The 24,431-nt window shown below is 69.7% G+C and carries 21 protein-coding genes; 13 read left to right on the top strand and 8 right to left on the bottom strand.

Translation table 11 applies throughout. The features are described 5' to 3' along the window. Positions 1-99: 99 nt before the first annotated feature. The 8 genes from KKZ08_RS09245 to KKZ08_RS09210 all read left to right on the top strand — a co-directional run bounded on the left by KKZ08_RS09245 (position 100) and on the right by KKZ08_RS09210 (position 9,607). Entirely contained in the window at positions 100-3,060 is a 2,961-nt protein-coding gene (locus KKZ08_RS09245) for a M14 family metallopeptidase (protein WP_223773983.1), read from the top strand. 188 nt (positions 3,061-3,248) lie between these two features. Beyond that, complete coding sequence (gap, locus tag KKZ08_RS09240; protein ID WP_223773982.1) at positions 3,249-4,259, top strand: type I glyceraldehyde-3-phosphate dehydrogenase; 1,011 nt, start codon at positions 3,249-3,251, stop codon at positions 4,257-4,259. Positions 4,260-4,365: 106 nt separating this feature from the next. After that, positions 4,366-5,577, top strand: a complete 1,212-nt coding sequence (locus tag KKZ08_RS09235; protein WP_223773981.1) for a phosphoglycerate kinase — start codon at positions 4,366-4,368, stop codon at positions 5,575-5,577. A 6-nt stretch (positions 5,578-5,583) separates the two neighbouring features. Continuing rightward, positions 5,584-6,360: a triose-phosphate isomerase gene (gene tpiA / locus KKZ08_RS09230; RefSeq protein WP_223773980.1), complete on the top strand. Its 777-nt coding sequence runs from the start codon at positions 5,584-5,586 to the stop codon at positions 6,358-6,360. Positions 6,361-6,484: 124 nt separating this feature from the next. After that, complete coding sequence (secG, locus tag KKZ08_RS09225; protein WP_030784160.1) at positions 6,485-6,715, top strand: preprotein translocase subunit SecG; 231 nt, start codon at positions 6,485-6,487, stop codon at positions 6,713-6,715. A gap of 159 nt (positions 6,716-6,874) precedes the next feature. Then, positions 6,875-7,210, top strand: a complete 336-nt coding sequence (locus KKZ08_RS09220; RefSeq protein ID WP_003957010.1) for an RNA polymerase-binding protein RbpA — start codon at positions 6,875-6,877, stop codon at positions 7,208-7,210. Positions 7,211-7,378: 168 nt separating this feature from the next. Further along, entirely contained in the window at positions 7,379-9,031 is a 1,653-nt protein-coding gene (gene pgi, locus KKZ08_RS09215; protein ID WP_223773979.1) for a glucose-6-phosphate isomerase, read from the top strand. 312 nt (positions 9,032-9,343) lie between these two features. Beyond that, the gene (locus KKZ08_RS09210) at positions 9,344-9,607 is read left to right on the top strand and encodes a DUF2087 domain-containing protein (RefSeq protein ID WP_223778970.1); all 264 of its coding nucleotides are present in this window, start codon (positions 9,344-9,346) and stop codon (positions 9,605-9,607) included. A gap of 51 nt (positions 9,608-9,658) precedes the next feature. Here KKZ08_RS09210 and pgl read toward each other — a convergent pair whose 3' ends face one another. Genes pgl through tkt form a run of 5 tightly spaced genes read right to left on the bottom strand, consistent with a single transcriptional unit; the run spans position 9,659 to position 16,250 of the window. Then, positions 9,659-10,438 carry a 6-phosphogluconolactonase gene (gene pgl / locus KKZ08_RS09205; RefSeq protein WP_223773978.1) on the bottom strand — a complete coding sequence of 260 codons (780 nt, stop codon included), beginning with the start codon at positions 10,436-10,438 and terminating at the stop codon, positions 9,659-9,661. Continuing rightward, entirely contained in the window at positions 10,435-11,484 is a 1,050-nt protein-coding gene (gene opcA, locus KKZ08_RS09200; protein ID WP_223773977.1) for a glucose-6-phosphate dehydrogenase assembly protein OpcA, read from the bottom strand. Before opcA ends, pgl begins: the two co-directional genes overlap by 4 nt. Continuing rightward, on the bottom strand, positions 11,481-13,013 hold the full coding sequence (gene zwf, locus KKZ08_RS09195) for a glucose-6-phosphate dehydrogenase (RefSeq protein ID WP_223778969.1): 1,533 nt from the start codon (positions 13,011-13,013) through the stop codon (positions 11,481-11,483). The genes opcA and zwf overlap by 4 nt, the downstream gene beginning before the upstream one ends. Next, positions 13,010-14,128, bottom strand: a complete 1,119-nt coding sequence (gene tal / locus KKZ08_RS09190; RefSeq protein ID WP_223773976.1) for a transaldolase — start codon at positions 14,126-14,128, stop codon at positions 13,010-13,012. The genes zwf and tal overlap by 4 nt, the downstream gene beginning before the upstream one ends. Positions 14,129-14,162: 34 nt before the next feature. After that, positions 14,163-16,250: a transketolase gene (tkt, locus tag KKZ08_RS09185; protein ID WP_223773975.1), complete on the bottom strand. Its 2,088-nt coding sequence runs from the start codon at positions 16,248-16,250 to the stop codon at positions 14,163-14,165. Positions 16,251-16,669: 419 nt separating this feature from the next. On the opposite strand from tkt, the gene KKZ08_RS09180 reads away from it, so the two are divergent. The 3 genes from KKZ08_RS09180 (at position 16,670) to KKZ08_RS09170 (ending at position 19,283) form a co-directional block, all read left to right on the top strand. Further along, positions 16,670-17,623 (top strand): heme o synthase, encoded by a 954-nt coding sequence (locus tag KKZ08_RS09180; RefSeq protein WP_223778968.1) that lies wholly within the window; start codon positions 16,670-16,672, stop codon positions 17,621-17,623. A 93-nt stretch (positions 17,624-17,716) separates the two neighbouring features. Continuing rightward, a complete protein-coding gene (locus tag KKZ08_RS09175; RefSeq protein ID WP_223773974.1) occupies positions 17,717-18,079 on the top strand; it encodes a hypothetical protein in 363 nt (120 codons plus the stop codon). Between the two features lie 124 nt (positions 18,080-18,203). Then, positions 18,204-19,283: an amidohydrolase gene (locus tag KKZ08_RS09170; RefSeq protein WP_223773973.1), complete on the top strand. Its 1,080-nt coding sequence runs from the start codon at positions 18,204-18,206 to the stop codon at positions 19,281-19,283. Positions 19,284-19,289: 6 nt separating this feature from the next. Here KKZ08_RS09170 and KKZ08_RS09165 read toward each other — a convergent pair whose 3' ends face one another. The 3 genes from KKZ08_RS09165 to KKZ08_RS09155 are packed head-to-tail and all read right to left on the bottom strand — an operon-like array spanning position 19,290 to position 22,056. After that, positions 19,290-20,312 (bottom strand): COX15/CtaA family protein, encoded by a 1,023-nt coding sequence (locus KKZ08_RS09165; protein WP_223773972.1) that lies wholly within the window; start codon positions 20,310-20,312, stop codon positions 19,290-19,292. A 53-nt stretch (positions 20,313-20,365) separates the two neighbouring features. Next, entirely contained in the window at positions 20,366-21,136 is a 771-nt protein-coding gene (locus KKZ08_RS09160) for an ABC transporter permease (protein ID WP_223773971.1), read from the bottom strand. Next, complete coding sequence (locus tag KKZ08_RS09155) at positions 21,133-22,056, bottom strand: ABC transporter ATP-binding protein (protein WP_223773970.1); 924 nt, start codon at positions 22,054-22,056, stop codon at positions 21,133-21,135. The genes KKZ08_RS09160 and KKZ08_RS09155 overlap by 4 nt, the downstream gene beginning before the upstream one ends. A gap of 186 nt (positions 22,057-22,242) precedes the next feature. On the opposite strand from KKZ08_RS09155, the gene KKZ08_RS09150 reads away from it, so the two are divergent. Then, positions 22,243-22,992, top strand: a complete 750-nt coding sequence (locus KKZ08_RS09150) for a metalloregulator ArsR/SmtB family transcription factor (protein ID WP_223773969.1) — start codon at positions 22,243-22,245, stop codon at positions 22,990-22,992. Further along, a complete protein-coding gene (gene sufB / locus KKZ08_RS09145; protein ID WP_223773968.1) occupies positions 22,989-24,410 on the top strand; it encodes a Fe-S cluster assembly protein SufB in 1,422 nt (473 codons plus the stop codon). The genes KKZ08_RS09150 and sufB overlap by 4 nt, the downstream gene beginning before the upstream one ends. The last annotated feature ends 21 nt before the right edge of the window (positions 24,411-24,431 follow it).

The following is a 24,431-nucleotide window of genomic DNA, read 5'->3' as shown; positions in this document are numbered from 1 at the left end:
CCCACCCCGCGCACCTTCACCCGCTGTATTGACTTGATCATGCACTGTCACGAGCCTGGCATCCCGCACATCTGTGCCGGACAACCGCAAGGGGGGCTCATGAGACGAAGAGCGAGCGCGAGATCGACCCTCGCCGCGAGCGCACTGCTCATCGGCGGCCTCGTCGCCGCACCGCACGCCCAGGCGAGCGGACCCGCGAAGGCCCCGGCCGCCGACGATCCGGCGGCCGTGAAGGTCTACCAGGCCGACGTCACCAAGCAGCAGATACCGATCCTGGTCAAGGCGGGCCAGGACGCGCATGAGCTCGCGGGCCAGGCCCCCGAGCGCGGCACCGGCCCGGTCGAGCTGTATCTGACCGAGGGCCAGGCCAAGGCCATCGAGCGCCAGGGCATCGAACTGCGCGAGCACGAGATCTCCAAGGCCGCGCAGCGCAGGACCGAGGCCGCCGGGGACGGCGTCTACCGGCCCTACAGCGGCAAGGGCGGCCTCAAGGAAGAGATCGTCAGGACCGGACAGGCGCACCCCGGCCTCACCAAGGTCGTCTCCATCGGCAAGACCGTCCAGGGCAAGGACATCCTCGCCCTGAAGCTCTCCAAGAACGCGAAGAAGTCCGCGGACGGTTCCAAGCCCGCCACGCTCTACCTGTCCAACCAGCACGCGCGCGAGTGGATCACCCCCGAGATGACCCGCCGCCTGATGCACCACTACCTGGACAACTACGGCAAGGACAAGCGCATCACCAAGCTCGTGGACTCCACCGAGCTGTGGTTCGTGCTCTCCGCCAACCCCGACGGCTACGACTTCACGCACGCCGCCGACGGCGAGCGCCAGTGGCGCAAGAACCTCCGCGACATCGACGGCGACGGGAAGATCGCGCCGGGCGACGGCGTCGACCTCAACCGCAACTTCGCCTACAAGTGGGGCTACGACAACGAGGGCTCGTCGCCCGACGCCTCGTCGGAGACCTACCGCGGCACCGGACCGATGTCCGAACCGGAGACCAAGGCGCTCGACCGCTTCCAGAAGCGCATCGGCTTCGAGTACGGCATCAACTACCACTCCGCGGCCGAACTGATCCTCTACGGAGTGGGCTGGCAGGTCGCCACGCCCACCCCGGACGACGTGCTCTACAGGGCGCTCGCCGGTACCCCCGAGAAGCCCGCGGTCGCCGGCTACCACCCGCAGGTCTCCTCCGAGCTGTACACCACCAACGGCGAGGCCGACGGCCACGCGGGCAACATCAACGGCATCGCGATGTTCACCCCGGAGATGTCCACCTGCCAGACCGCCTCGAACGTCGACCCGGACGACGCCTGGCGCCCGCAGGACTGCGCGTCGATCTTCACCTTCCCCGACGACGAGAAGCTGATCCAGCAGGAGTTCGCCAAGAACGTCCCGTTCGCGCTCGCCGTCGCCGAGACCGCGCTCCACCCCGACAAGCCGGTCTCCGTCAGCGGTGTCGACGCCCCCGACTTCACCCCGGACACCTTCTCCACCTCGTACGCACGCGGGGGCGACCAGGAGGTCGCCGTCACCGCCCGCAAGTCCGTGCGCGACAAGGAGCTGAACTACCGGATCAACGGCGGCCGTACGCACGATGAGGACCTCAGGGCCTGGAAGGGCGGCGAGACCTACGGAGGCGAGGACAACCTCCACTTCGACCAGTACCGCGCCGAGATCGAGGACGCGCGCGTGGGCGACAAGGTCGAGGTGTGGTTCACCGGCCGCACCAAGAAGGGCCGCACCCACAGCGAGCACTTCACGTACACGGTCGCCGAACGGCCGAGGGCGAGCACGCTCGTCGTCGCCGAGGAAGGCGCCACGGCCGCCCAGACCCAGAAGTACGTCGACGCCCTGAAGGCCAACAAACGCTCCGCCGCCGTCTGGGACGTGGCCAAGCAAGGCGTCCCGCACCCGCTCGGCGTCCTGTCGCACTTCACCGCCGTCGTGCACCACACGGGCGACGCCGTCCCCGGCGCCCCCACCCAGCTCGCCCTGCGCGCCTACCTCAACGAGGGCGGCAAGCTCATCGAGTCCGGCGAGCGGGCCGGCGGCGCCGTCGACCTGGGCCAGGCCCTGACCGACGACTTCGCTCAGTACTACCTGGGGGCGTACGAACGTCTGCCCGCACCCGGCGTCAAGGGCTTCGAGGGCAGCGGCGCGCTCAAGGGAGTGAAGGGCCCGCTCGGTGACGCCGACACCAACCCGCTCGACAAGGCCGGCCGCTTCACCGTCACCTCCGACAACCTGCCCGTCAAGCAGTTCCCGCAGTTCAAGAGCGCCGCCGCGGGCTCCTACCCCGGCATCACCAACCCGTACGCCCCCTTCGCGGGCCAGGGCATGGCCTCCGCCACCCACGCCGACCGGGACTACAAGCGGCTCACCCGCACCCTGGACCTCACCGGCGTCTCGGCCGCCGACAAGCCGGAGCTGCGGTTCGCGCTCAACTGGAGCCTGGAGTCCGGCTACGACCACGGGCTGCTCGAAGCCCGCACCCCGGGCGCCGACGACTGGACGACGCTGCCCGACAGGAACGGCCACAGCCGGGCCACCGTGCCCGCCGAGTGCGCGGCCGGGTTCTTCCTCAACGGCCACCCCTTCCTGCGCCACTACCTGACGCAGGAGGCGAGCGGCTGCACGGCCACCGGCACCAGCGGCTCCTGGAACAGCTTCACGGGCTCCTCCGGCGGCTGGCAGCCCGTCGCCTTCGATCTGAGCGCCTACGCGGGCAAGAAGGTCGAGATCTCCCTCAGCTCGGTCACCGACCCCTCCAGCGGCGGGCGCGGCCTCTTCGCCGACGACGCCCAGCTGGTCGTCGGCGGCGACGTCAAGGAGACCGAAGGCTTCGAGACCTCGCTCGGCGCCTGGGCCGTCACCGCGCCCCCGGCGGGGAGCCCCAATATCACAGGCGACTGGGCGCGGACCGGGGAGCTCCACCGACCCCACGCGGCGGTTACAGCGCGTGACAGCGTGCTGCTCGGCTTCGGCTTCGAACACGTCCCCGGAAAGGCCGAAAGAGCCGCTCTTATGGGCGCCTCCCTGGCACATCTGCGCAGCTGACGCCCATATTCGGGACCAAGGACCCGGTGGTTCGTGCCGCTACTGAGGGGTACGAGCCACCGAGTCGCTTCAGGGCCCTCTCAATGTCACCTCAGAGGCTTCAGAGAGGTAGGGTCGGAAGCGGTCGGGGACATCCCATACAACTCGCCGGCGTGCAAAACCGGCGTACCAACGAGGAGATCGGTTTCGTGACGATCCGCGTAGGCATCAACGGCTTTGGCCGCATCGGTCGCAACTACTTCCGCGCGCTGCTGGAGCAGGGTGCGGACATCGAAGTCGTGGCTGTCAACGACCTGGGTGACACCGCGACCACCGCGCACCTGCTCAAGTACGACACCATCCTGGGCCGCCTCAAGGCCGAGGTGTCGCACACCGAGGACACCATCACCGTCGACGGCCACACCATCAAGGTGCTGTCCGAGCGCAACCCCGCCGACATCCCGTGGGGCGACCTCGGCGTCGACATCGTGATCGAGTCCACGGGCATCTTCACGAAGAAGGCCGACGCCGAGAAGCACATCGCCGGCGGCGCCAAGAAGGTCCTCATCTCGGCTCCGGCCAAGGACGAGGACATCACCATCGTGATGGGTGTCAACCAGGACAAGTACGACCCGGCGAACCACCACGTCATCTCCAACGCCTCCTGCACCACCAACTGTGTGGCGCCGATGGCCAAGGTCCTCGACGAGAACTTCGGCGTCGTCAAGGGTCTGATGACCACGATCCACGCGTACACCAACGACCAGCGGATCCTGGACTTCCCGCACAAGGACCTGCGCCGCGCCCGCGCCGCCGCCGAGAACATCATTCCGACCACGACGGGTGCCGCCAAGGCCACCGCCCTGGTCCTGCCGCAGCTCAAGGGCAAGCTCGACGGCGTCTCGATGCGCGTCCCGGTCCCGACCGGTTCGGCCACCGACCTGGTCGTGGAGCTCCAGCGCGAGGTCACCAAGGACGAGGTCAACGCCGCGTTCAAGAAGGCCTCCGAGGACGGCGACCTCAAGGGCATCCTGTACTACACCGAGGACCCGATCGTGTCCTCGGACATCGTCAGCGACCCGGCCTCCTGCACCTTCGACTCCCTGATGACCATGGTCCAGGAGGGTACGTCGGTGAAGATCCTCGGCTGGTACGACAACGAGTGGGGCTACTCCAACCGTCTGGTCGACCTCACGGTCTTCGTCGGCGGTCAGCTCTAATATCCAGAGCAGGCATCTCGATGTGAGCACAGGGCCTGTCCCGCGCAACGCCGCGCCGGACGGGCCCTGTCGCGCGTCAGCCCAGCCCTCCCAAGGAGTCCAAGCAGTGAAGACGATCGACGCACTTCTCGCCGAAGGGGTCAACGGCAAGCGGGTGTTCGTCCGCGCCGACCTCAACGTGCCGCTCGCCGACGGCACCATCACCGACGACGGCCGCATCCGCGCCGTCCTGCCGACGGTCAAGGCCCTCGCCGAAGCGGGCGCCAAGGTCGTCGTCGCCTCGCACCTGGGCCGCCCCAAGGGCGCCCCGGACCCGGCCTTCTCGCTGCTTCCCGCCGCCGAGCGGCTCGGGGAGCTTCTCGGCGCGCCCGTCGCGTTCGCGCAGGACACCGTGGGTCCCGCCGCGCACGACGCGGTGGACGGCCTGGAGCCCGGCCAGGTCGCCGTCATCGAGAACCTCCGCTTCAACGCGGGCGAGACGAGCAAGGACGACGCCGAGCGCGCCGAGTTCGCCGAGCGGCTCGCGGCCCTCGCGGACGTGTACGTGGGTGACGGCTTCGGTGCCGTGCACCGCAAGCACGCCTCCGTGTACGACCTCCCGGCCAAGCTGCCGCACTACGCCGGCTACCTCATCGCCACCGAGGTCGGCGTCCTGAAGAAGCTCACCGACGACGTCAAGCGGCCCTACGCCGTGGTCCTCGGCGGCGCCAAGGTCTCCGACAAGCTCGGCGTGATCGACCACCTCCTGGAGAAGGCCGACCGCATCCTCATCGGCGGCGGCATGGCCTACACCTTCCTCAAGGCCCAGGGCCACGAGGTCGGCATCTCCCTCCTCCAGGAGGACCAGATCCCGGCGGTGAAGGAGTACATGGAGCGGGCCGAGGCGAAGGGCGTCGAGTTCGTCCTCCCCGTCGACGTGCTGGTCTCGCCGGACTTCCCGGACCTGAAGACCAAGGCCCCGGCCAACCCGACCACGGTCGCCGCGGACGCCATCCCGGCCGACCAGGAGGGTCTCGACATCGGCCCCGAGACCCGTAAGCTCTACGCCTCGAAGCTCGCCGACGCGGCCACCGTCTTCTGGAACGGTCCGATGGGCGTCTTCGAGCACCCCGACTACGCCGAGGGCACCAAGGCGGTCGCCCGGGCGCTCCTCGACACCTCGGCCTTCACGGTCGTCGGCGGTGGCGACAGCGCCGCCGCCGTGCGGACCCTGGGCTTCGACGAGAACGCATTCGGCCACATTTCCACCGGTGGCGGCGCCTCCCTCGAGTACCTCGAGGGCAAGACGCTCCCCGGCCTCGCGGCACTGGAGAACTGACACCTGATGACTACGCGTACCCCGCTGATGGCGGGCAACTGGAAGATGAACCTCAACCACCTCGAGGCCATCGCCCACGTCCAGAAGCTCGCCTTCGCCCTGGCGGACAAGGACTACGAGGCCTGCGAGGTCGCCGTCCTGCCGCCCTTCACCGACCTGCGCTCCGTGCAGACCCTGGTCGACGGCGACAAGCTCAAGATCAAGTACGGCGCCCAGGACATCTCGGCGCAGGACTCCGGTGCCTACACCGGCGAGATCTCGGGCTCGATGCTGGCCAAGCTGAAGTGCACCTACGTCGCCGTGGGCCACTCCGAGCGCCGCCAGTACCACAACGAGACCGACCAGATCTGCAACGCCAAGGTGAAGGCCGCCTACAAGCACGGTCTGACCCCGATCCTCTGCGTCGGCGAGGGCCTGGAGATCCGCAAGGCGGGCCAGCAGGTCCAGTACACGCTGAACCAGGTCGACGGCGGCCTCAAGGACATCCCGGCCGAGCAGGCCGAGTCCGTCGTGATCGCCTACGAGCCCGTCTGGGCGATCGGCACCGGCGAGGTCGCCACCCCTGAGGACGCGCAGGAGGTCTGCGGCGCGATCCGCGTCCGCCTCGCCGAGCTGTACTCCCAGGAGCTCGCCGACAAGGTGCGCATCCAGTACGGCGGCTCGGTGAAGTCCGGGAACGTCGCCGCGATCATGGCCCAGCCGGACGTCGACGGTGCCCTGGTGGGCGGCGCCGCGCTCGACTCGGAGGAGTTCGTCAAGATCGTCCGCTTCCGCGACCAGTGAGTATGCGGTAGCGGCATTACGTCGTACCCTTGCGGGGGCCGGGCGGCCTCGGTCACCGAGGCTCCGGCCCCCGTCGTCGATACAGAGTCGATTCAGATCCGAGGAAGTTGGTCCAGCCGTGGTTATGGGGTTCTCGATCGCCCTCATCGTCTTCAGCGCTCTGATGATGCTGCTGGTGCTGATGCACAAGGGCAAGGGCGGCGGTCTCTCCGACATGTTCGGTGGCGGCATGCAGTCGTCCGTCGGTGGCTCCTCCGTCGCCGAGCGCAACCTCGACCGCATCACGGTCGTGGTCGGTCTGCTGTGGTTCGCGTGCATTGTGGCGCTGGGCCTGCTGATGAAGGCGAACAACTAGCGCCAGGCACTGCTCGCTTGTCCGGTGCGAGTCCGCGTGTGCGGCTTATCATGGGGCTTGCGTCCGGGGGTGGGGTGTAACTCCGCACACTGGACGCGCGTTGGGCCTTACGTAAACTGAGGCGCCCGCAGCAGCACCATCACGCAGGGAGTTACGACCGTGGCAAGTGGCAACGCGATCCGAGGAAGTCGGGTCGGGGCGGGGCCGATGGGCGAGGCCGAGCGCGGTGAGTCCGCGCCGCGACTGCGCATCTCCTTCTGGTGCTCCAACGGGCACGAGACGCAGCCGAGCTTCGCCAGCGACGCGCAGGTCCCCGATACGTGGGACTGTCCCCGCTGCGGCTTCCCTGCCGGACAGGACCGGGACAACCCCCCGGACCCGCCGCGCACCGAGCCGTACAAGACGCACCTGGCGTACGTACGTGAACGGCGCAGCGACGCGGACGGCGAGGCGATCCTCGCGGAGGCGCTCGCCAAACTGCGGGGCGAGATCTGAGACTTGGCGATCGGCCGGGCACCGGAAAGGTGTCCGGCCGGTTTCTTGTTTCGGTACGTGTGCGGACAGACGGCTCCAGATATCTCATACCGCCCGCTGATCCATTAGGTTGGACAGTGCAGCGGGGCAAGGTACGTACGCAGGTACGAAAGAAGGCTGAAGTCCGAGATGAACGCAGAAAGCCGCGCCAGGCTCAATCAGACGCCCGAGTGGACGGCGCTCGCCCGTCACCGCGAGAAGCTCGGGGAGGTGCAGCTGCGCGAGCTGTTCGCCGCGGATCCCACGCGCGGCACGGCGTACACCCTCCAGGTCGGTGACCTGCACATCGACTACTCCAAGCACCTCATCACCGAGGAGACGCTGACGCTGCTGCGCGAGCTGGCCGCCGCCACCGACGTCTTCGGGCTGCGCGACGCCATGTTCCGCGGCGAGAAGATCAACACCACCGAGGACCGCGCCGTCCTGCACACCGCGCTGCGCGCCCCCCGCGACGCCGTCATCGAGGTCGACGGCGAGAACGTCGTACCGGCGGTGCACGCCGTCCTCGACAAGATGAGCGCCTTCTCCCAGAAGGTCCGCTCCGGCGAGTGGACCGGCCACACCGGCAAGCGCATCAAGAACGTCGTCAACATCGGCATCGGCGGCTCCGACCTCGGCCCCGCCATGGCGTACGAGGCGCTGCGGGCCTTCACCGACCGCGACCTCACGGTCCGCTTCGTGTCGAACGTGGACGGTGCGGACCTGCACGAGGCCGTGCGGGACCTGGACGCCGCCGAGACGCTGTTCATCATCGCCTCGAAGACGTTCACCACCATCGAGACGATCACGAACGCCACGTCGGCGCGCGACTGGCTGCTGACCGAGCTGAAGGCGGGTCAGGACGCGGTCGCCAAGCACTTCGTGGCCCTGTCGACGAACGCCGAGAAGGTCTCGGACTTCGGCATCGACACCGCCAACATGTTCGAGTTCTGGGACTGGGTCGGCGGCCGTTACTCCTACGACTCGGCGATCGGTCTCTCCCTGATGATCGCCATCGGGCCCGACCGCTTCCGCGAGATGCTCGACGGCTTCCACCTCGTCGACGAGCACTTCCGCACCGCGCCCGCCGAGTCCAACGTGCCGTTGCTGCTGGGCCTGTTGGGCATCTGGTACGGCAACTTCCACGACGCGCAGTCGCACGCGGTCCTGCCGTACTCGCACTACCTCTCCAAGTTCACCGCCTACCTCCAGCAGCTGGACATGGAGTCCAACGGCAAGTACGTCGACCGGGCAGGCCAGGAGGTCGACTGGCAGACCGGCCCGGTGGTGTGGGGCACGCCCGGCACCAACGGCCAGCACGCCTACTACCAACTCATCCACCAGGGCACCAAGTTGATCCCGGCGGACTTCATCGGCTTCGCCCGGCCGGTCGCCGATCTGCTGCCCGGCCTGATCGCCCAGCACGACCTGCTGATGGCCAACTTCTTCGCGCAGACGCAGGCGTTGGCGTTCGGCAAGACGCCCGACGAGGTGCGCGCCGAGGGCGTCGCCGAAGAGCTCGTCCCGCACAAGACGTTCAAGGGCAACCATCCGACGACGACGATCCTCGCCAAGGAGCTGACCCCCTCCGTCCTCGGCCAGCTCATCGCGCTCTACGAACACAAGGTGTTCGTCCAGGGCGCCGTGTGGAACATCGACTCCTTCGACCAGTGGGGCGTCGAGCTCGGCAAGGTCCTCGCCAAGCGCGTCGAGCCCGCCCTCACCGAGGGCGCCGAGGTGCCCGACCTGGACGGATCGACGACGGCCCTCGTCGCCAAGTACCGGGATCTGCGCGGCCGTTGAGCCGCACGGGGCGTTAATCGGATGCGTTCCCAAGGCCCGGCGGGTGACACTGCTTCGGCTCTGTCACCCGCCGGGAGGGACCCCGTCATGGACCAGCTGCTCGCCGCGCTCGCCGACCCCGAGAGACTGCGGCTGTACGCGCGCATCGTCCTCGACGACCTGCCGCCGCGCGAGGCCGACTCCGCCACCGCCCGCAAACACCTGGGCCGGCTGCTCGCCACCGGGCTCGTGGAGCGGCTGCCCGACGGATCGCTGCGGGCCGACCCGGCCGTCTTCCGGCGGGCGCCGGGGGCCCTCGACGCCCATCCCACCGTGCCGCGCCGCCTCACCGGCTTCTTCGCGCACGGCCGCCTCACGGCCATCCCCGTACGCCCCGTCGTACGCCACGAACTCCTCGTCCACCTCACGGACACCCTCTTCGACGCCGACCGCGCCTACAGCGAGCGCGAGGTCAACGACGCGTTCCGCACCGTGCACGACGACACCTCGGCGCTGCGCCGGTACTGCGTCTCCGACGGCCTGCTGGTGCGAGAGCGGGACGGCAGCAGCTACCGCCGCGTCCACGCCCACGCCTAAGGGCCCCGCACCGGTCGGTGCGGGGCCCTTACACGTACGACGAACCGGCGGCTAGGCCACAGCCGGCGGATACAGCTCCGGAGGGAGCTGCGAGGCCGCCGCCGCGTCCAGCAGCCACAGCGTGCGCGAGCGGCCTCGGGCGCCGGCCGCGGGGGCCTGCACCTCGCCCGCTCCGGACAGGGCGATGGCCGCGGCCCCCGCCTTGTCCTCGCCCGCGGCCAGCAGCCACACCTCGCGCGCCGCCCTGATCGCCGGGAGCGTCAGGGAGATGCGGGTCGGCGGGGGCTTCGGCGCACCGTGCACGCCGACCACCGAGCGCTCCGTCTCGCGCACCGCCGGGTGCTCCGGGAAGAGCGAGGCGACATGCGTGTCCGGGCCGACGCCGAGCATCAGGACGTCGAAGGCCGGCACCTGGCCGTGGTCCTCCGGGCGCGCGGCGGCGGCGAGTTCGGCGGCGTAGACCTCGGCGGCGGCGTCCACCTCGTAGGGGCCGTCCGAGGCGGGCATCGGGTGCACCCGCGCCGGGTTGACCGGCACCGAGTCGAGCAGCGCCGCGCGGGCCTGGGTGTAGTTGCGCTCCGCGTCACCGTCCGGCAGGAAGCGCTCGTCGCCCCACCACAGGTCGAGGCGCGACCAGTCGACCGCGTCCCGGGCCGGGGAGGCGGCGAGCGCCGCCAGCAGGCCGTTGCCGTTGCGGCCGCCGGTGAGGACCACCGACGCGTAGCCCCTCGCGGACTGCGCGTCGACGATCTTCGTGATGAGACGGGCCGCCGCGGCCCGTGCCATCAGCTCCTTGTCGCGGTGGACGACGAGCTGCGGGGCCCCGGTCACTTGGCCGCCGCCTTCTTCGTGGCGGCCTTCTTCGCCGGGGCCTTCTTCGGCTCGGGGGCCGCCGGGGAGCCACCGGGCTCCCTGGCTTCCCCGGCCGTCTCCGTCACCGGCTCCGACGGCGTCTCCGCCAGCCGGTCCACGCCGTACTTGAGCGCGGAGGCGTAGGTGTCGTCCGGGTCGAGGCGCCGCAGCTCCTCGGCGATCAGCTCGGCCGTCTCGCGGCGCTTGAGCGCCACCGCGCGGTTGGGCTGGCCCTCGATGTGCAGCGTGGCGAGCGAGCCGTCGGCCCGGTCGAGCACGATGGGGCCGCAGTCGGTCTCCATGCGTACGCCGGTCAGGCCGGGGCCCGGCGAGATCGCCCGCCGCACCGGTACGTCGAGCCGGTCCGCGAGCCACATGGCGAGCAGCTCACAGCTCGGGTTGAACTCCTCGCCGTCGACCTGCACCGACTTCACCTTGCAGGCGATCTGGTCCAGCGCCGCGGCGAGCATGGAGCGCCACGGGGTGATGCGGGTCCAGGCCAGGTCCGTGCTACCGGGGTGGTAGGACTCGGCGCGGGCGGTCAGCTCCCGGATCGGGTCCTCGGCCGTGTACGAGTCCGTCACGCGGCGCTGCGCCAGGGCGCCGAGCGGGTCGTTGGCGGCGTCGGCCGGGGCGTTCACCGGCCACCAGACGACCACCGGGGCGTCGGGCAGCAGCAGCGGAAGCACGACCGACTGGGCGTGGTCGATGACCTCGCCGTACAGCCGCAGGATCACCGTCTCGCCGGTGCCCGCCTCCACGCCGACCCGCACCTCGGCGTCGAGCCGCGAGTTGGTGCGGTCACGGGGCGAGCGCGCGGCCCGCTTGATGACCACGAGGGTGCGCGAGGGGTGCTCGCGGGACGCTTCGTTGGCGGCCCTCAGGGAGTCGTAGGCGTTCTCCTCGTCGGTGACGATGACGAGGGTCAGGACCATGCCGACGGCCGGGGTGCCGATCGCCCTGCGGCCCTGCACGAGCGCCTTGTTGATCTTGCTGGACGTGGTGTCCGTAAGGTCGATCTTCATGGCCGACGCCAGCTCCGTCCGTCTCGTGCGAGCATTTCGTCCGCCTCGGTCGGGCCCCAGGTGCCTGCCGGGTACTGCGCGGGCTTGCCGTGCTTGTCCCAGTACTCCTCGATCGGGTCGAGGATGTTCCAGGACAGCTCGACCTCCTCCGTGCGCGGGAAGAGGTTGGCGTCGCCGAGCAGGACGTCCAGGATCAGGCGCTCGTACGCCTCGGGGCTGGACTCGGTGAAGGACTCGCCGTACGCGAAGTCCATCGAGACGTCCCGGATCTCCATGGAGGTGCCGGGGACCTTCGAGCCGAACCGGACCGTGATGCCCTCGTCGGGCTGGACGCGGATGACGATCGCGTTCTGCCCGAGCTCCTCGGTCGCCGTGTGGTCGAAGGGGGAGTGCGGCGCGCGCTGGAAGACGACCGCGATCTCCGTGACGCGGCGGCCCAGGCGCTTGCCGGTGCGCAGGTAGAAGGGGACGCCCGCCCAGCGGCGGTTGTCGACCCCGAGCTTGATCGCCGCGTAGGTGTCGGTCTTCGACTTGGGGTCGATGCCCTCTTCCTGGAGGTAGCCGACGGCCTTCTCGCCGCCCTGCCACCCCGCGGCGTACTGCCCGCGGACCGTGCTGGCGCCGAGGTCCTTCGGCAGCCGGACGGCGCCGAGCACCTTCGCCTTCTCGGCGACCAGCGCGTTCGCGTCGAAGGAGGCGGGCTCCTCCATCGCGGTCAGCGCCATCAGCTGGAGCAGGTGGTTCTGGATGACGTCGCGGGCGGCGCCGATGCCGTCGTAGTAGCCGGCGCGGCCGCCGATGCCGATGTCCTCGGCCATCGTGATCTGGACGTGGTCCACGTACGACCGGTTCCAGATCGGCTCGAACATCTGGTTGGCGAAGCGCAGCGCCAGGATGTTCTGGACGGTCTCCTTGCCGAGGTAGTGGTCGATCCGGAACACCTGGTCCGGGGCGAACACCTCGTGCACGATCGCGTTCAGCTCGCGGGCCGATGCCAGGTCATGGCCGAACGGCTTCTCGATGACCGCGCGGCGCCAGGCGCCCTCGGGGGCATCGGCGAGGTCGTGCTTCTTGAGCTGCTGGACGACCTGCGGGAAGAACTTCGGGGGCACCGAGAGGTAGAAGGCGAAGTTGCCGCCGGTGCCCTGCGCCTTGTCCAGCTCCTGGATGGTGGCCTTGAGCTGCTCGAAGGCCTCGTCGTCGTCGAAGTTGCCCTGGACGAAGCGCATGCCCTGGATGAGCTGCTGCCAGACCTCCTCGCGGAACGGCGTACGCGCGTGCTCCTTGACCGCGTCATGGACGACCTGGGCGAAGTCCTCGTCCTCCCAGTCGCGGCGGGCGAAGCCGATGAGGGCAAAACCCGGCGGCAGAAGGCCTCGGTTGGCGAGGTCGTAGACGGCGGGCATCAACTTTTTACGGGACAAATCGCCCGTGACGCCAAAAATGACCAGGCCCGACGGCCCCGCGATACGCGGGAGCCGTCGGTCTGCGGCGTCACGCAGCGGATTGCTGCTTGACAAAGTGGTCAGCCCTTCGCAGGAGCGAGGCGCTTGAGCTCGGCCTCGGTCGACTTGAGCAGGTCGGTCCAGGAGGCCTCGAACTTCTCGACGCCCTCGTCTTCAAGGAGCTGCACGACGTCGTCGTACGCGATGCCGAGCTTCTCCACGGCGGCGATCTCGGCGCGCGCGTCGTCGTACGTGCCCGCGATGGTGTTGCCGGTGATCTGACCGTGGTCGGCGGTCGCCTCCAGGGTCGCCTCGGGCATCGTGTTCACCGTGTTGGGCGCGACGAGCTCGTCGACGTACAGGGTGTCCTTGTACGCCGGGTCCTTGACGCCGGTCGAGGCCCACAGCGGACGCTGCTTGTTGGCCTGCGCCTTGTCGAGCGCGGCCCAGCGGTCCGAGGAGAAGACCTCCTCGTACGCCTCGTAGGCCAGCCGGGCGTTGGCGAGGGCGGCCTTGCCCTTGAGGGCCTTGGCCTCGTCGGTGCCGATGCCGTCCAGGCGCTTGTCGATCTCGGTGTCCACGCGGGACACGAAGAAGGACGCCACCGAGTGGATCTTCGACAGGTCCAGGCCGCGCTCCTTGGCCTTCTCGAGGCCCGCGAGGTAGGCGTCCATGACCATGCGGTAGCGCTCCAGCGAGAAGATCAGCGTGACGTTGACGCTGATGCCGAGGCCGATGACCTCGGTGATCGCCGGGATGCCCGCCTGGGTGGCGGGGATCTTGATGAGCGCGTTCGGCCGGTCCACCAGCCACGCGAGCTGCTTGGCCTCGGCGACCGTGGCCTTGGTGTTGTGCGCGAGGCGCGGGTCGACCTCGATCGACACGCGGCCGTCCTGGCCGTCCGTCGCGTCGAAGACCGGGCGCAGGATGTCGGCGGCGTCACGGACGTCCGCCGTCGTGATCATGCGGATGGCCTCTTCGACCGTGACCTCACGGGCCGCCAGGTCGGAGAGCTGCTGGTCGTAACCGTCGCCCTGCGAGATGGCCTTCTGGAAGATCGACGGGTTGGTCGTGACGCCCACGACGTGCTGCTGGTCGATCAGCTCGGCGAGGTTGCCGGACGTGATCCGCTTGCGCGACAGGTCGTCCAGCCAGATCGCGACGCCTTCTTCGGAGAGGCGCTTGAGTGCGTCTGTCATGGAATTACATCTCCTACTTGGTCGTATACGGGCGTCAGCGCTGAGCGGCGGCGATCGATTCCCGCGCCGCCTGGGCCACCGCGTCGGCGGTGAACCCGAACTCGCGGAAGAGGATCTTGCCGTCGGCCGAGGCACCGAAGTGCTCCAGCGAGACGATGCGTCCGGCGTCGCCCACGTAGCGGTACCAGGTCAGGCCGATGCCCGCCTCGACCGCCACGCGCGCCTTCACGGACGGCGGCAGCACGCTCTCGCGGTACCCCTGGTCCTGCTCCTCGAACCACTCGACCGACGGCATCGAGACGACGCGCGTCGGAACGCCGGCGGCCTGGAGCTGCTCGCGCGCCTCGACGGCGAGCTGCACCTCGGAGCCGGTGCCGATGAGGATGACCTCCGGAGTGCCGCCCTCGGCCTCGAACAGGACGTAACCGCCCTTGGCCGCGTCCTCGTTGCGGTCGTACGTCGGTACGCCCTGGCGGGTCAGCGCGAGGCCGTGCGGGGCGCCCTTGCCGAACTCCTTGGTGAACCGCTTGAGGATCTCGCGCCAGGCGATGGCGGTCTCGTTCGCGTCGGCCGGGCGTACGACGTTCAGGCCCGGGATGGCGCGCAGCGAGGCCAGGTGCTCGACCGGCTGGTGCGTCGGGCCGTCCTCGCCGAGACCCACCGAGTCGTGCGTCCACACGTACGTCACCGGCAGGTGCATCAGCGCGGACAGCCGGACGGCGTTGCGCATGTAGTCGGAGAACACCAGGAAGGTGCCGCCGTAGATGCGGGTATTGCCGTGCAGCGCGATGCCGTTCATCTCCGCGGCCATGGAGTGCTCGCGGATGCCGAAGTGGATCGTGCGGCCGTACGGGTCGGCCTCCGGCAGCGGGTTGTCCGCCGGGAGGAACGACGACGTCTTGTCGATCGTCGTGTTGTTCGAGCCCGCGAGGTCGGCGGAGCCGCCCCACAGCTCGGGGATGACCGCGCCGAGCGCCTGGAGGACCTTGCCGGACGCGGCGCGCGTGGCGACGCCCTTGCCGGTCTCGAAGACGGGGAGGTGCTCCTCCCAGCCCTCGGGCAGTTCGCCCGCGGCGACCCGCTCGAAGGTGGCGGCGTGCTCGGGGTTCGCGGTGCGCCAGGCGGCGAAGCCCTTCTCCCACTCGGCCTTGGCCTCGCGGCCGCGGTCGAGGGCCTTGCGGGTGTGCGTGATGACCTCGTCGGAGACCGCGAAGGTCTGCTCCGGGTCGAAGCCGAGGACCCGCTTGGTGGCGGCCACTTCCTCCTCGCCGAGCGCCGAGCCGTGGGCGGCCTCGGTGTTCTGCGCGTTCGGGGCGGGCCAGGCGATGATCGAGCGCATCGCGATGAAGGAGGGACGCTCGGTCTCGGCCTTGGCGGCCTGGATCGCGGCGTACAGGGCGGCCGGGTCGAGGTCGCCGTTCTCCTTGGGCTCCACGCGCTGGACGTGCCAGCCGTAGGCCTCGTACCGCTTGAGGGTGTCCTCGGAGATCGCGGTGGCGGTGTCGCCCTCGATCGAGATGTGGTTGTCATCCCACAGCATCACGAGGTTGCCGAGCTTCTGGTGCCCGGCCATCGAGGACGCCTCCGCGGAGATGCCCTCCTCCAGGCAGCCGTCACCGGCGATGACGTAGATGTGGTGGTCGAACGGCGACTCGCCCGCGGGGGTCGCCGGGTCGAACAGACCGCGCTCGTAGCGGGCGGCCATCGCCATGCCCACGGCGTTGGCGACGCCCTGGCCCAGCGGGCCCGTCGTCGTCTCCACGCCGGTCGTGTGCCCGTACTCCGGGTGACCCGGGGTCTTCGAGCCCCAGGTGCGGAAGGCCTTCAGGTCATCCAGCTCCAGGCCGAAGCCGGCCAGGTAGAGCTGAATGTAGAGGGTCAGGGACGAATGGCCCGCGGAAAGGACGAACCGGTCGCGACCGGTCCACTCCGCGTCCGCCGGGTCGTGGCGCATCACCTTCTGGAAAAGGGTGTACGCGGCGGGCGCGAGGCTCATGGCCGTACCGGGATGGCCGTTGCCGACCTTCTGTACGGAATCCATGGCCAGGACGCGAGCGGTGTCAACGGCTCGCTGGTCCAGTTCGGTCCACTCGAGGTCTGTGGTGGTCGGCTTGGTGCTCACCCTGAGTCAGGGCTCCTCTCCACATGTCGAATGCCGGCGATGTGAATCTCACCGGCCGTTGTCGAGCCTACCGCTGCCAGAACGTGCATTTTTTCGAGCCATTCCAGACTGCCGGGACAAGCGGGGATCCGCCTCCTGAAAGGAATGCACGGCGATTCGCCATGTGAATAACGAAGCGCTCATATGTCCGCTCAATGGTCGTTCGGTATCGCTCATGTGTCCGCTCAAAGGACGCTCCACGCCGCTCACGCGACCGGCCGCCCGACCCTCGGTACCCCGCGTCCGGACGCTCAACACGAACCCACCCCCGCGAAGGGCGAGGTATGGGCAACGTCTACAGTGGCGTGGTACGCGCGAGCCTTTACCGGATCTTCATGTCAGAAGGTGCCGGTCGGCTCGCTGGGATGTCTCTGTCAGGGGTGTGCGTGACGGCCGTTGAATCCCGTCCAGCGGGGGTTTCCGGGACGGACCTTAGCCCGAGCCATCGGCCGTTCGGGGCCCGTGTCAAGGCGTTCGTGGCGCTGACCAAGCCGCGGATCATCGAACTCCTCCTCATCACCACCGTTCCGGTGATGTTCCTCGCCGAACAGGGCGTGCCGGACCTCTGGCTGGTCTTCGTGACCTGCCTGGGCGGCTACCTCTCGGCGGGCGGCGCCAACGCGCTGAACATGTACATCGACCGCGACATCGACGCCCTCATGGACCGTACGTCGCAGCGGCCGCTGGTCACCGGAATGGTGAGCCCCCGCGAGTGCCTCGCCTTCGGCATCGCCCTCGCGGTCGTCTCCACGCTGCTCTTCGGCCTCGCCGTGAACTGGCTCTCCGCCTGGCTCGCGCTCGGCGCGCTGCTCTTCTACGTGGTCGTCTACACGATGATCCTCAAGCGGCGCACCTCGCAGAACATCGTCTGGGGCGGCATCGCGGGCTGCATGCCGGTCCTCATCGGCTGGTCCTCGGTCACGAACTCCCTGTCGTGGGCGCCGGTCATCCTCTTCCTCGTCATGTTCTTCTGGACGCCGCCGCACTACTGGCCGCTCTCCATGAAGGTCAAGGACGACTACGCGCGCGTGGGCGTGCCGATGCTGCCGGTCATCGCCTCGAACAAGGTCGTCGCCCGGCAGATCGTCCTCTACAGCTGGGTCATGGTCGCCGTCTCGCTGCTCCTCCAGCCGCTCGGCTACACCGGCTGGTTCTACACGGCGGTGGCGCTGGTGACCGGCGGCTGGTGGCTGTGGGAGGCGCACGGCCTCCAGAACCGCGCCAAGGCGGAGGTCACGGGCGGCCAGCTCAAGGAGATGCGGCTCTTCCACTGGTCCATCACGTACGTGTCGCTGCTCTTCGTCGCGGTGGCGGTGGACCCCTTCCTGCGCTGAGCGCTCGCTTCGCCGACGGGCGGGGCACGTGGTGTCGAACGCCACGTGCCCCGCCCGTCGCCAGTTGATCTACCCGTCGGTAGCATCCTGCCCATGGCAGACACGCAGCAGGTGGACGAGAGCAAGCCGGACGACGGCAAGCAGGCCGCTCGTGCGGAGCGGAAGGCGGCCAGGCTCGCCAAGGAGATCGGCGCCTTCGCCCGCGAGCACGGCGGGGCCGAGGGGCAGATCGCGTACCTCGGCCAGAAGGGCGCGCGCATCGTCCTCGTCGGCGAGGACGGCGGCTGGGGCGACCTGGTGGCGCCCACCCACGCCGTCGCGCTCAGCGCCGTCGAGAAGTCCGGGATCACCGTCCACGAGGACTTCGACGGGGACTTCGCCGCGAAGGTGCGGACCGGGCCATACGAGTGGACCCGCATGGCCGGCATCCAGCTCGGCGGACCGAAGAACGCCTGAGTCGCGCTGCCGGACGCCTGAACCGTGCTGTTGTTCGACCCGCCGAGACCGGCCGAAAGCAACACCTGGCACGCGGGTCACCCGTTAGGACCGTAGGAGCAAGGTCCATTCAGCGGGAGTCCGCATGATCGAAACGCCGTCCCTGGTGGACCAGTACTGCCATGGCGTCCTCCGTACGGAGCTGGGCCTCGGCACCTTCGAGGCCCACCTCGGCCGGGGCGAGGGACCGCCCGCCCCCGGCACCACCTTCTTCGACACCCAGACCGGCTTCGCGGTGCGCCGCTGGTGCCCGCCGCTGCTGGGCCTCGAACCGCACTGCCCGCCGGCCCGCTACCTCGCCCGGCGCCGCGATCTCGGCGTCCTGGAGTCGGGGCGGCGGCTGCTGCGGGGCAGCGGCATCACGACGTACCTCGTCGACACGGGGCTGCCGGGGGATCTGACCGGGCCCGGCGAGATGGCGTCCACGGGCGACGCGGAGGCCCGCGAGATCGTGCGCCTGGAGCTCCTCGCCGAGCAGGTCGCCGACACCTCCGGGACCGCCGACTCCTTCCTCGCCAACCTCGCCGAGTCCGTGCACGGCGCGGCCGCGCACGCCGTCGCCTTCACCTCGGTCGCGGGGGTGCGCCATCCGCTCGCCCTCGCGGCGCGGCCACCGGGGCCGGGGGAGGTGCGGGGCGCGGTGGGGCGCTGGCTCGCGGGGCGGCAGGTGGGCGGGGAGCTCGCCGACCCCGTGCTGCTGCGGCATCTGCTGTGGATCGCGGTCGCCTCCGGCCGGCCGCTCCAGCTGCACGCGGGCGCCGGTGACCCCCAGACGCACTTCGGGGACTTCGCCCGCGCCACCGCGGGCCTCGGCACCGATCTGGTGCTCCTGCACGGCTATCCGTACCACCGCGGCGCCGCCCACCTCGCGGCCGTCTTCCCGCATGTGTACACCGACCTGGGGCCCGCGCTCGTACGCACCGGGGCGCGGGCGGCGGCCGTGCTCGCGGAGATCCTCGAACTGGCGCCCTTCGGCAAGCTGCTGTTCTCCAGCGGCGCGCACGGGCTGCCGGAGCTGCATGTCGTGGGGGCCCGGCTGTTCCGCGAGGCGCTCGGGCGCGTCCTCGGCGGCTGGGTCGCCGAGGGGGCCTGGTCGCTCACCGACGCGCAGCGCGTGGCGGGCCTGATCGCGGCGGGCAACGCCTGCCGCGTGTACGGCCTCTAGAGGCCTCTAGACCACCGAGAGCCGCGAGTCGTCCGCCTGCGCGGGCACCCCGGCCGTGGGCAGCGGCCGCTCCCGCAGGGACAGCAGCACGCGCAGCACGGCGATCCACACCAGGCACGAGCCGAACATGTGCAGGCCGACCAGGATCTCCGGCAGGTCCGTGAAGTACTGGACGTAGCCGATGGCGCCCTGGGCGAGGAGGATCAGGAACAGGTCGCGGGTGCGGGCCAGCGGGCCGCGCGGCGCGTCCACCGCCTTGAGGACGAACCACAGGGCGAAGGTCAGCGTCACCACGATCCAGGCGAGCACCGCGTGCAGCTTGGTGACGCCCTCCCAGTCCAGACCGACCGGGGCGAGGTTCATCCGCGGCACGTCGCTGGAGTCGCCCGCGTGCGGCCCGGCGCCGGTCACGACCGTGCCGACCGCGATCAGCAGCACCGAGGCCGCCACCAGGAACCAGACCAGCTGCGCCACGGCCTTGCCGACCAGCGGGCGCGGCTCGGTGTCGCCCTCGCGGGAGCGCTGCCACATGATGGCGGCGATCGCGATCAGGGCCGAGGAGAGCAGGAAGTGCGCGGCGACCGTGTAGGGGTTCAGGCCGACGAGTACGACGATGCCGCCGAGTACGGCGTTGCCCATGACCAGCCAGAACTGCGTCCAGCCGAGCCGGGTGAGGCTGCGCCGCATCGGCTTCTGCGCGCGCGCCGCGATGATCGCCCAGCCGACGGCGGCGCACAGCACGTACGTCAGGACGCGGTTGCCGAACTCGATGTAGCCGTGGAAGCCCATCTCGCTCGTCGCGGTGAGGGAGTCCTCCGTGCACTTGGGCCAGGTCGGGCAGCCGAGCCCCGAACCGGTCAGCCGGACGGCTCCGCCCGTCACCACGATGACCACCGTCATGGCGAGGGAGATGAAGGCCGCCCGCTGGACGGTCCGCTGGGTGGGGGTCCAGCGCTCGGCGATGAAGGCGAGCGGGTTCCGCGCGGCTTGAGCGAGGTCGGCTCGGGTCACGTTTGGCACGCGACCCATCGTAGGGGGCCGCTTGTGCACGGCTTCACGAGGGGGACGTATCCGGCGTCCGGCTACTCCCAGCGGAAGAACTTCGCCGCCGCGCCGAGCCCGAGGACCGCCCACACCGCGAGGATCCCGAGGTCCGCCCACGGCATGCCCGCGCCGTGCTGGAGGACGTCGCGCAGCCCCTCCGAGAGCGCCGAGACGGGCAGCAGGCCGAGGGCCGACTGGACCGCCCCGGGGAACTTGTCGAGCGGCACGATGACGCCGCCGCCCACGAGGAGGAGCAGGAAGACGAGGTTCGCGGCCGCCAGCGTCGCCTCGGCCTTGAGCGTGCCCGCCATCAGCAGGCCGAGCCCGGAGAAGGCCGCCGTGCCGAGGAGCAGCAGGAGCAGGACGGAGACGGGGTTACCGTGCGGCGACCAGCCGAGCGCGAACGCGATGGCCGTCAGCAGCGCGACCTGGAGGACCTCGGTGACCAGCACGGAGAGGGTCTTGGCCGCCATCAGCCCCCAGCGGGGCAGTGGGGAGGCGCCGAGCCGCTTGAGCACGCCGTAGCGCCGCTCGAAGCCGGTCGCGATGGCCTGGCCGGTGAAGGCCGTCGACATCACGGCGAGCGCGAGGACGCCGGGCGCGAGGAAGTCCACGGCCTCGCCCTTGCCCGTGTCGATGATGTCCACGGCGCTGAACAGCACGAGCAGCAGGGTCGGGATCACGACGGTGAGGAGCAGCTGCTCGCCGTTGCGCAGCAGCATCCTCGTCTCCAGGGCCGCCTGCGCGGCGATCATGCGGGGGAGCGGGGCGGCGCCCGGCTTCGGCGTGTACGTACCGGCGGCGCTCATCCGCGCAGCTCCTTACCCGTGAGCTCCAAGAAGACGTCTTCCAGAGTGTGGCGTTCGACCGAGATCCGGTCCGGCATCACCCCGTGCTGGGCGCACCAGGAGGTGACGGTGGCGAGCAGCTGCGGGTCGACCGTGCCGCTCACGCGATAGGCGCCGGGGGTCAGTTCGGCCGCGGCCGAGTCCGGGGGCAGCGCCTTGAGCAGCGAGCCGACGTCGAGGCCCGGGCGGCCGGTGAACCGCAGGGTGTTCTCGGCACCGCCGCGGCACAGCTCGTCGGGGCTGCCCTGGGCGATGACCTTGCCCGCGTCGATGATCGCGACGTCGTCGGCGAGCTCCTCGGCCTCGTCCATGTGGTGCGTGGTGAGGATGACGGCGACCCCGTCGCGGCGCAGATCGCGGACGAGCTCCCAGGTCGCCCGGCGGGCCTGCGGGTCGAGGCCGGCGGTCGGCTCGTCCAGGAAGACCAGCTCGGGCCTGCCGACCACGGCCAGGGCGAGCGCGAGGCGCTGCTGCTGGCCGCCGGAGAGCCGCCGGTAGGTGGTGCGGCCGCACGAGGCGAGCCCGAGGCGCTCGATGAGGGCGTCCACGTCCAGCGGATGCGCGTGCAGCTTGGCGACGTGGCGCAGCATCTCGTCCGCGCGGGCGCCGGAGTAGACGCCGCCGGACTGGAGCATCACCCCGATGCGGGGCCGCAGCGCATCGGCCTCGCGGACCGGGTCGAGACCAAGGACGCGGACCGTGCCGGAGTCCGGCTTGCGGTACCCCTCGCAGGTCTCGACCGTGGTGGTCTTGCCGGCGCCGTTGGGGCCGAGGACGGCGGTGATGCCCGCCCCGGCCGTCAGGTCGAGGCCGTCGACCGCGGTCTTGGTTCCGTACCGCTTGACCAGACCCTGGAGTTGGACGACGGGCTCGTTTCGCATGGTGGGCAAGTCTAGGGACATGGCGCGGGCGCCGGGTCGGCGGGGCGCGGTCGGTTCCCCGGCAGCCGGTGGTCCTCGGTGATCGTTTCCGCAGGTCAGCTTAGGTATGCCTAAGTGATGTAGCGCACCGGGCCGTGCTCCGGACGCGGGTTGTCAGGGTCTGAGGAATTACGCAACAATGGCGTTGTGAAAAACGTTGGCGAGGCTCCGCAGGAGGAACTCGCGGCCGGGTTGCGGTCGGACCGATCCACACGCAACCGGGTCGCGCGCTCCATCCTGGACCACGGCCCCTCCACCGTCGCCGACCTCGCGAAGCGTCTCGGTCTCACCCAGGCGGCCGTCCGCCGGCACCTCGACTCCCTCGTCCACGAGAACGTCGTCGAGCCTCGTGAGCAGCGTGTCTACGGCGCGCGGACCCGGGGTCGCCCCGCGAAGGTCTTCGCCCTGACCGACTGCGGCCGCGACGCCTTCGACCAGTCCTACGACAAGCTCGCCGCCGAGGCCCTGCGCTGGATCACCGAGCGGCACGGCGAGGGCGCGCTCGTCGCCTTCGCCCGCGAGCGGCTCGCCGCGCAGGCCGAGGCGTACCGGGAAGCGATCGACGCCGCACCACCCGAACAGCGCACCGAGGCTCTGGCCAAGGCATTGACCGCCGACGGGTACGCTGCTACGGCGCGCAGCGCACCGGTCGGCGAGCAGCTCTGCCAGCACCACTGCCCTGTCGCCCATGTCGCCGAGCAGTTCCCGCAGCTGTGCGAGGCGGAGACGGAAATGTTCTCCGCACTGCTCGGCACGCATGTGCAGCGCCTCGCCACCATCGCCCACGGAGACGGCGTCTGCACGACGTTCATCCCGCGCAGTGGCAGCAGCGGCGACAGCACCACACGGACCACCACACCAGCATCAGCAAGCACGGCCGGGAGGAACCCCGCATGACTCTCCCCACGGAGACTGCCCACCCTGAGCTCGAGGGCCTGGGCAACTACGAATACGGCTGGGCCGACTCCGACGCGGCGGGTGCCTCTGCCAAGCGCGGCATCAACGAGGACGTCGTCCGGGACATCTCGGCCAAGAAGTCCGAGCCGGAGTGGATGACGAAGCTGCGCCTCAAGGGCCTGCGCCTCTTCGACAAGAAGCCCATGCCGAACTGGGGCTCGGACCTCTCCGGCATCGACTTCGACAACATCAAGTACTTCGTGCGCTCCACGGAGAAGCAGGCGGAGTCCTGGGAGGACCTGCCCGAGGACATCAAGAACACGTACGACAAGCTCGGCATCCCCGAGGCGGAGAAGCAGCGCCTCGTCGCCGGTGTCGCGGCCCAGTACGAGTCGGAGGTCGTCTACCACCAGATCCGCGAGGACCTGGAGGAGCAGGGCGTCATCTTCCTCGACACCGACACGGCACTGAAGGAGCATCCGGAGCTCTTCAAGGAGTACTTCGGGACCGTCATCCCCGTCGGCGACAACAAGTTCGCGTCGCTGAACACCGCCGTGTGGTCGGGCGGCTCGTTCATCTACGTCCCCAAGGGCGTGCACGTCGAGATCCCGCTCCAGGCCTACTTCCGTATCAACACGGAGAACATGGGCCAGTTCGAGCGGACGCTGATCATCGTCGACGAGGACGCCTACGTCCACTACGTCGAGGGCTGCACCGCGCCGATCTACAAGTCGGACTCGCTGCACTCCGCCGTCGTCGAGATCATCGTGAAGAAGGGCGGCCGCTGCCGCTACACGACGATCCAGAACTGGTCGAACAACGTCTACAACCTGGTCACCAAGCGCGCCGTGGCGTACGAGGGCGCGACCATGGAGTGGATCGACGGCAACATCGGTTCCAAGGTCACCATGAAGTACCCGGCCGTCTACCTCATGGGCGAGCACGCCAAGGGCGAGACGCTGTCCATCGCCTTCGCGGGCGAGGGCCAGCACCAGGACGCCGGCTCCAAGATGGTCCACATGGCGCCGAACACCTCCTCCAACATCGTCTCCAAGTCGGTGGCGCGCGGCGGCGGTCGTACGTCGTACCGCGGCCTCGTCGAGATCGGTGAGGGCGCCGCCGGATCGAAGTCGAACGTGCTCTGCGACGCGCTGCTCGTCGACACGATCTCCCGCTCGGACACCTACCCCTACGTCGACGTCCGCGAGGACGACGTGTCGATGGGCCACGAGGCGACCGTCTCCAAGGTCTCCGACGACCAGCTCTTCTACCTGATGAGCCGCGGCATGACCGAGTTCGAGGCCATGGCGATGATCGTCCGCGGCTTCGTGGAGCCGATCGCCAAGGAGCTGCCCATGGAGTACGCCCTGGAGCTGAACCGGCTGATCGAGCTGCAGATGGAGGGTTCGGTCGGTTAAGACCGGACACCGTCCCGCAGC

It is taken from the genome of Streptomyces sp. 135 (assembly GCF_020026305.1).
Lineage (GTDB): Bacteria > Actinomycetota > Actinomycetes > Streptomycetales > Streptomycetaceae > Streptomyces.
The sequence above is the reverse complement of the archived record's forward strand: the minus strand, read 5'-3'. Positions and strand labels throughout refer to the sequence as shown.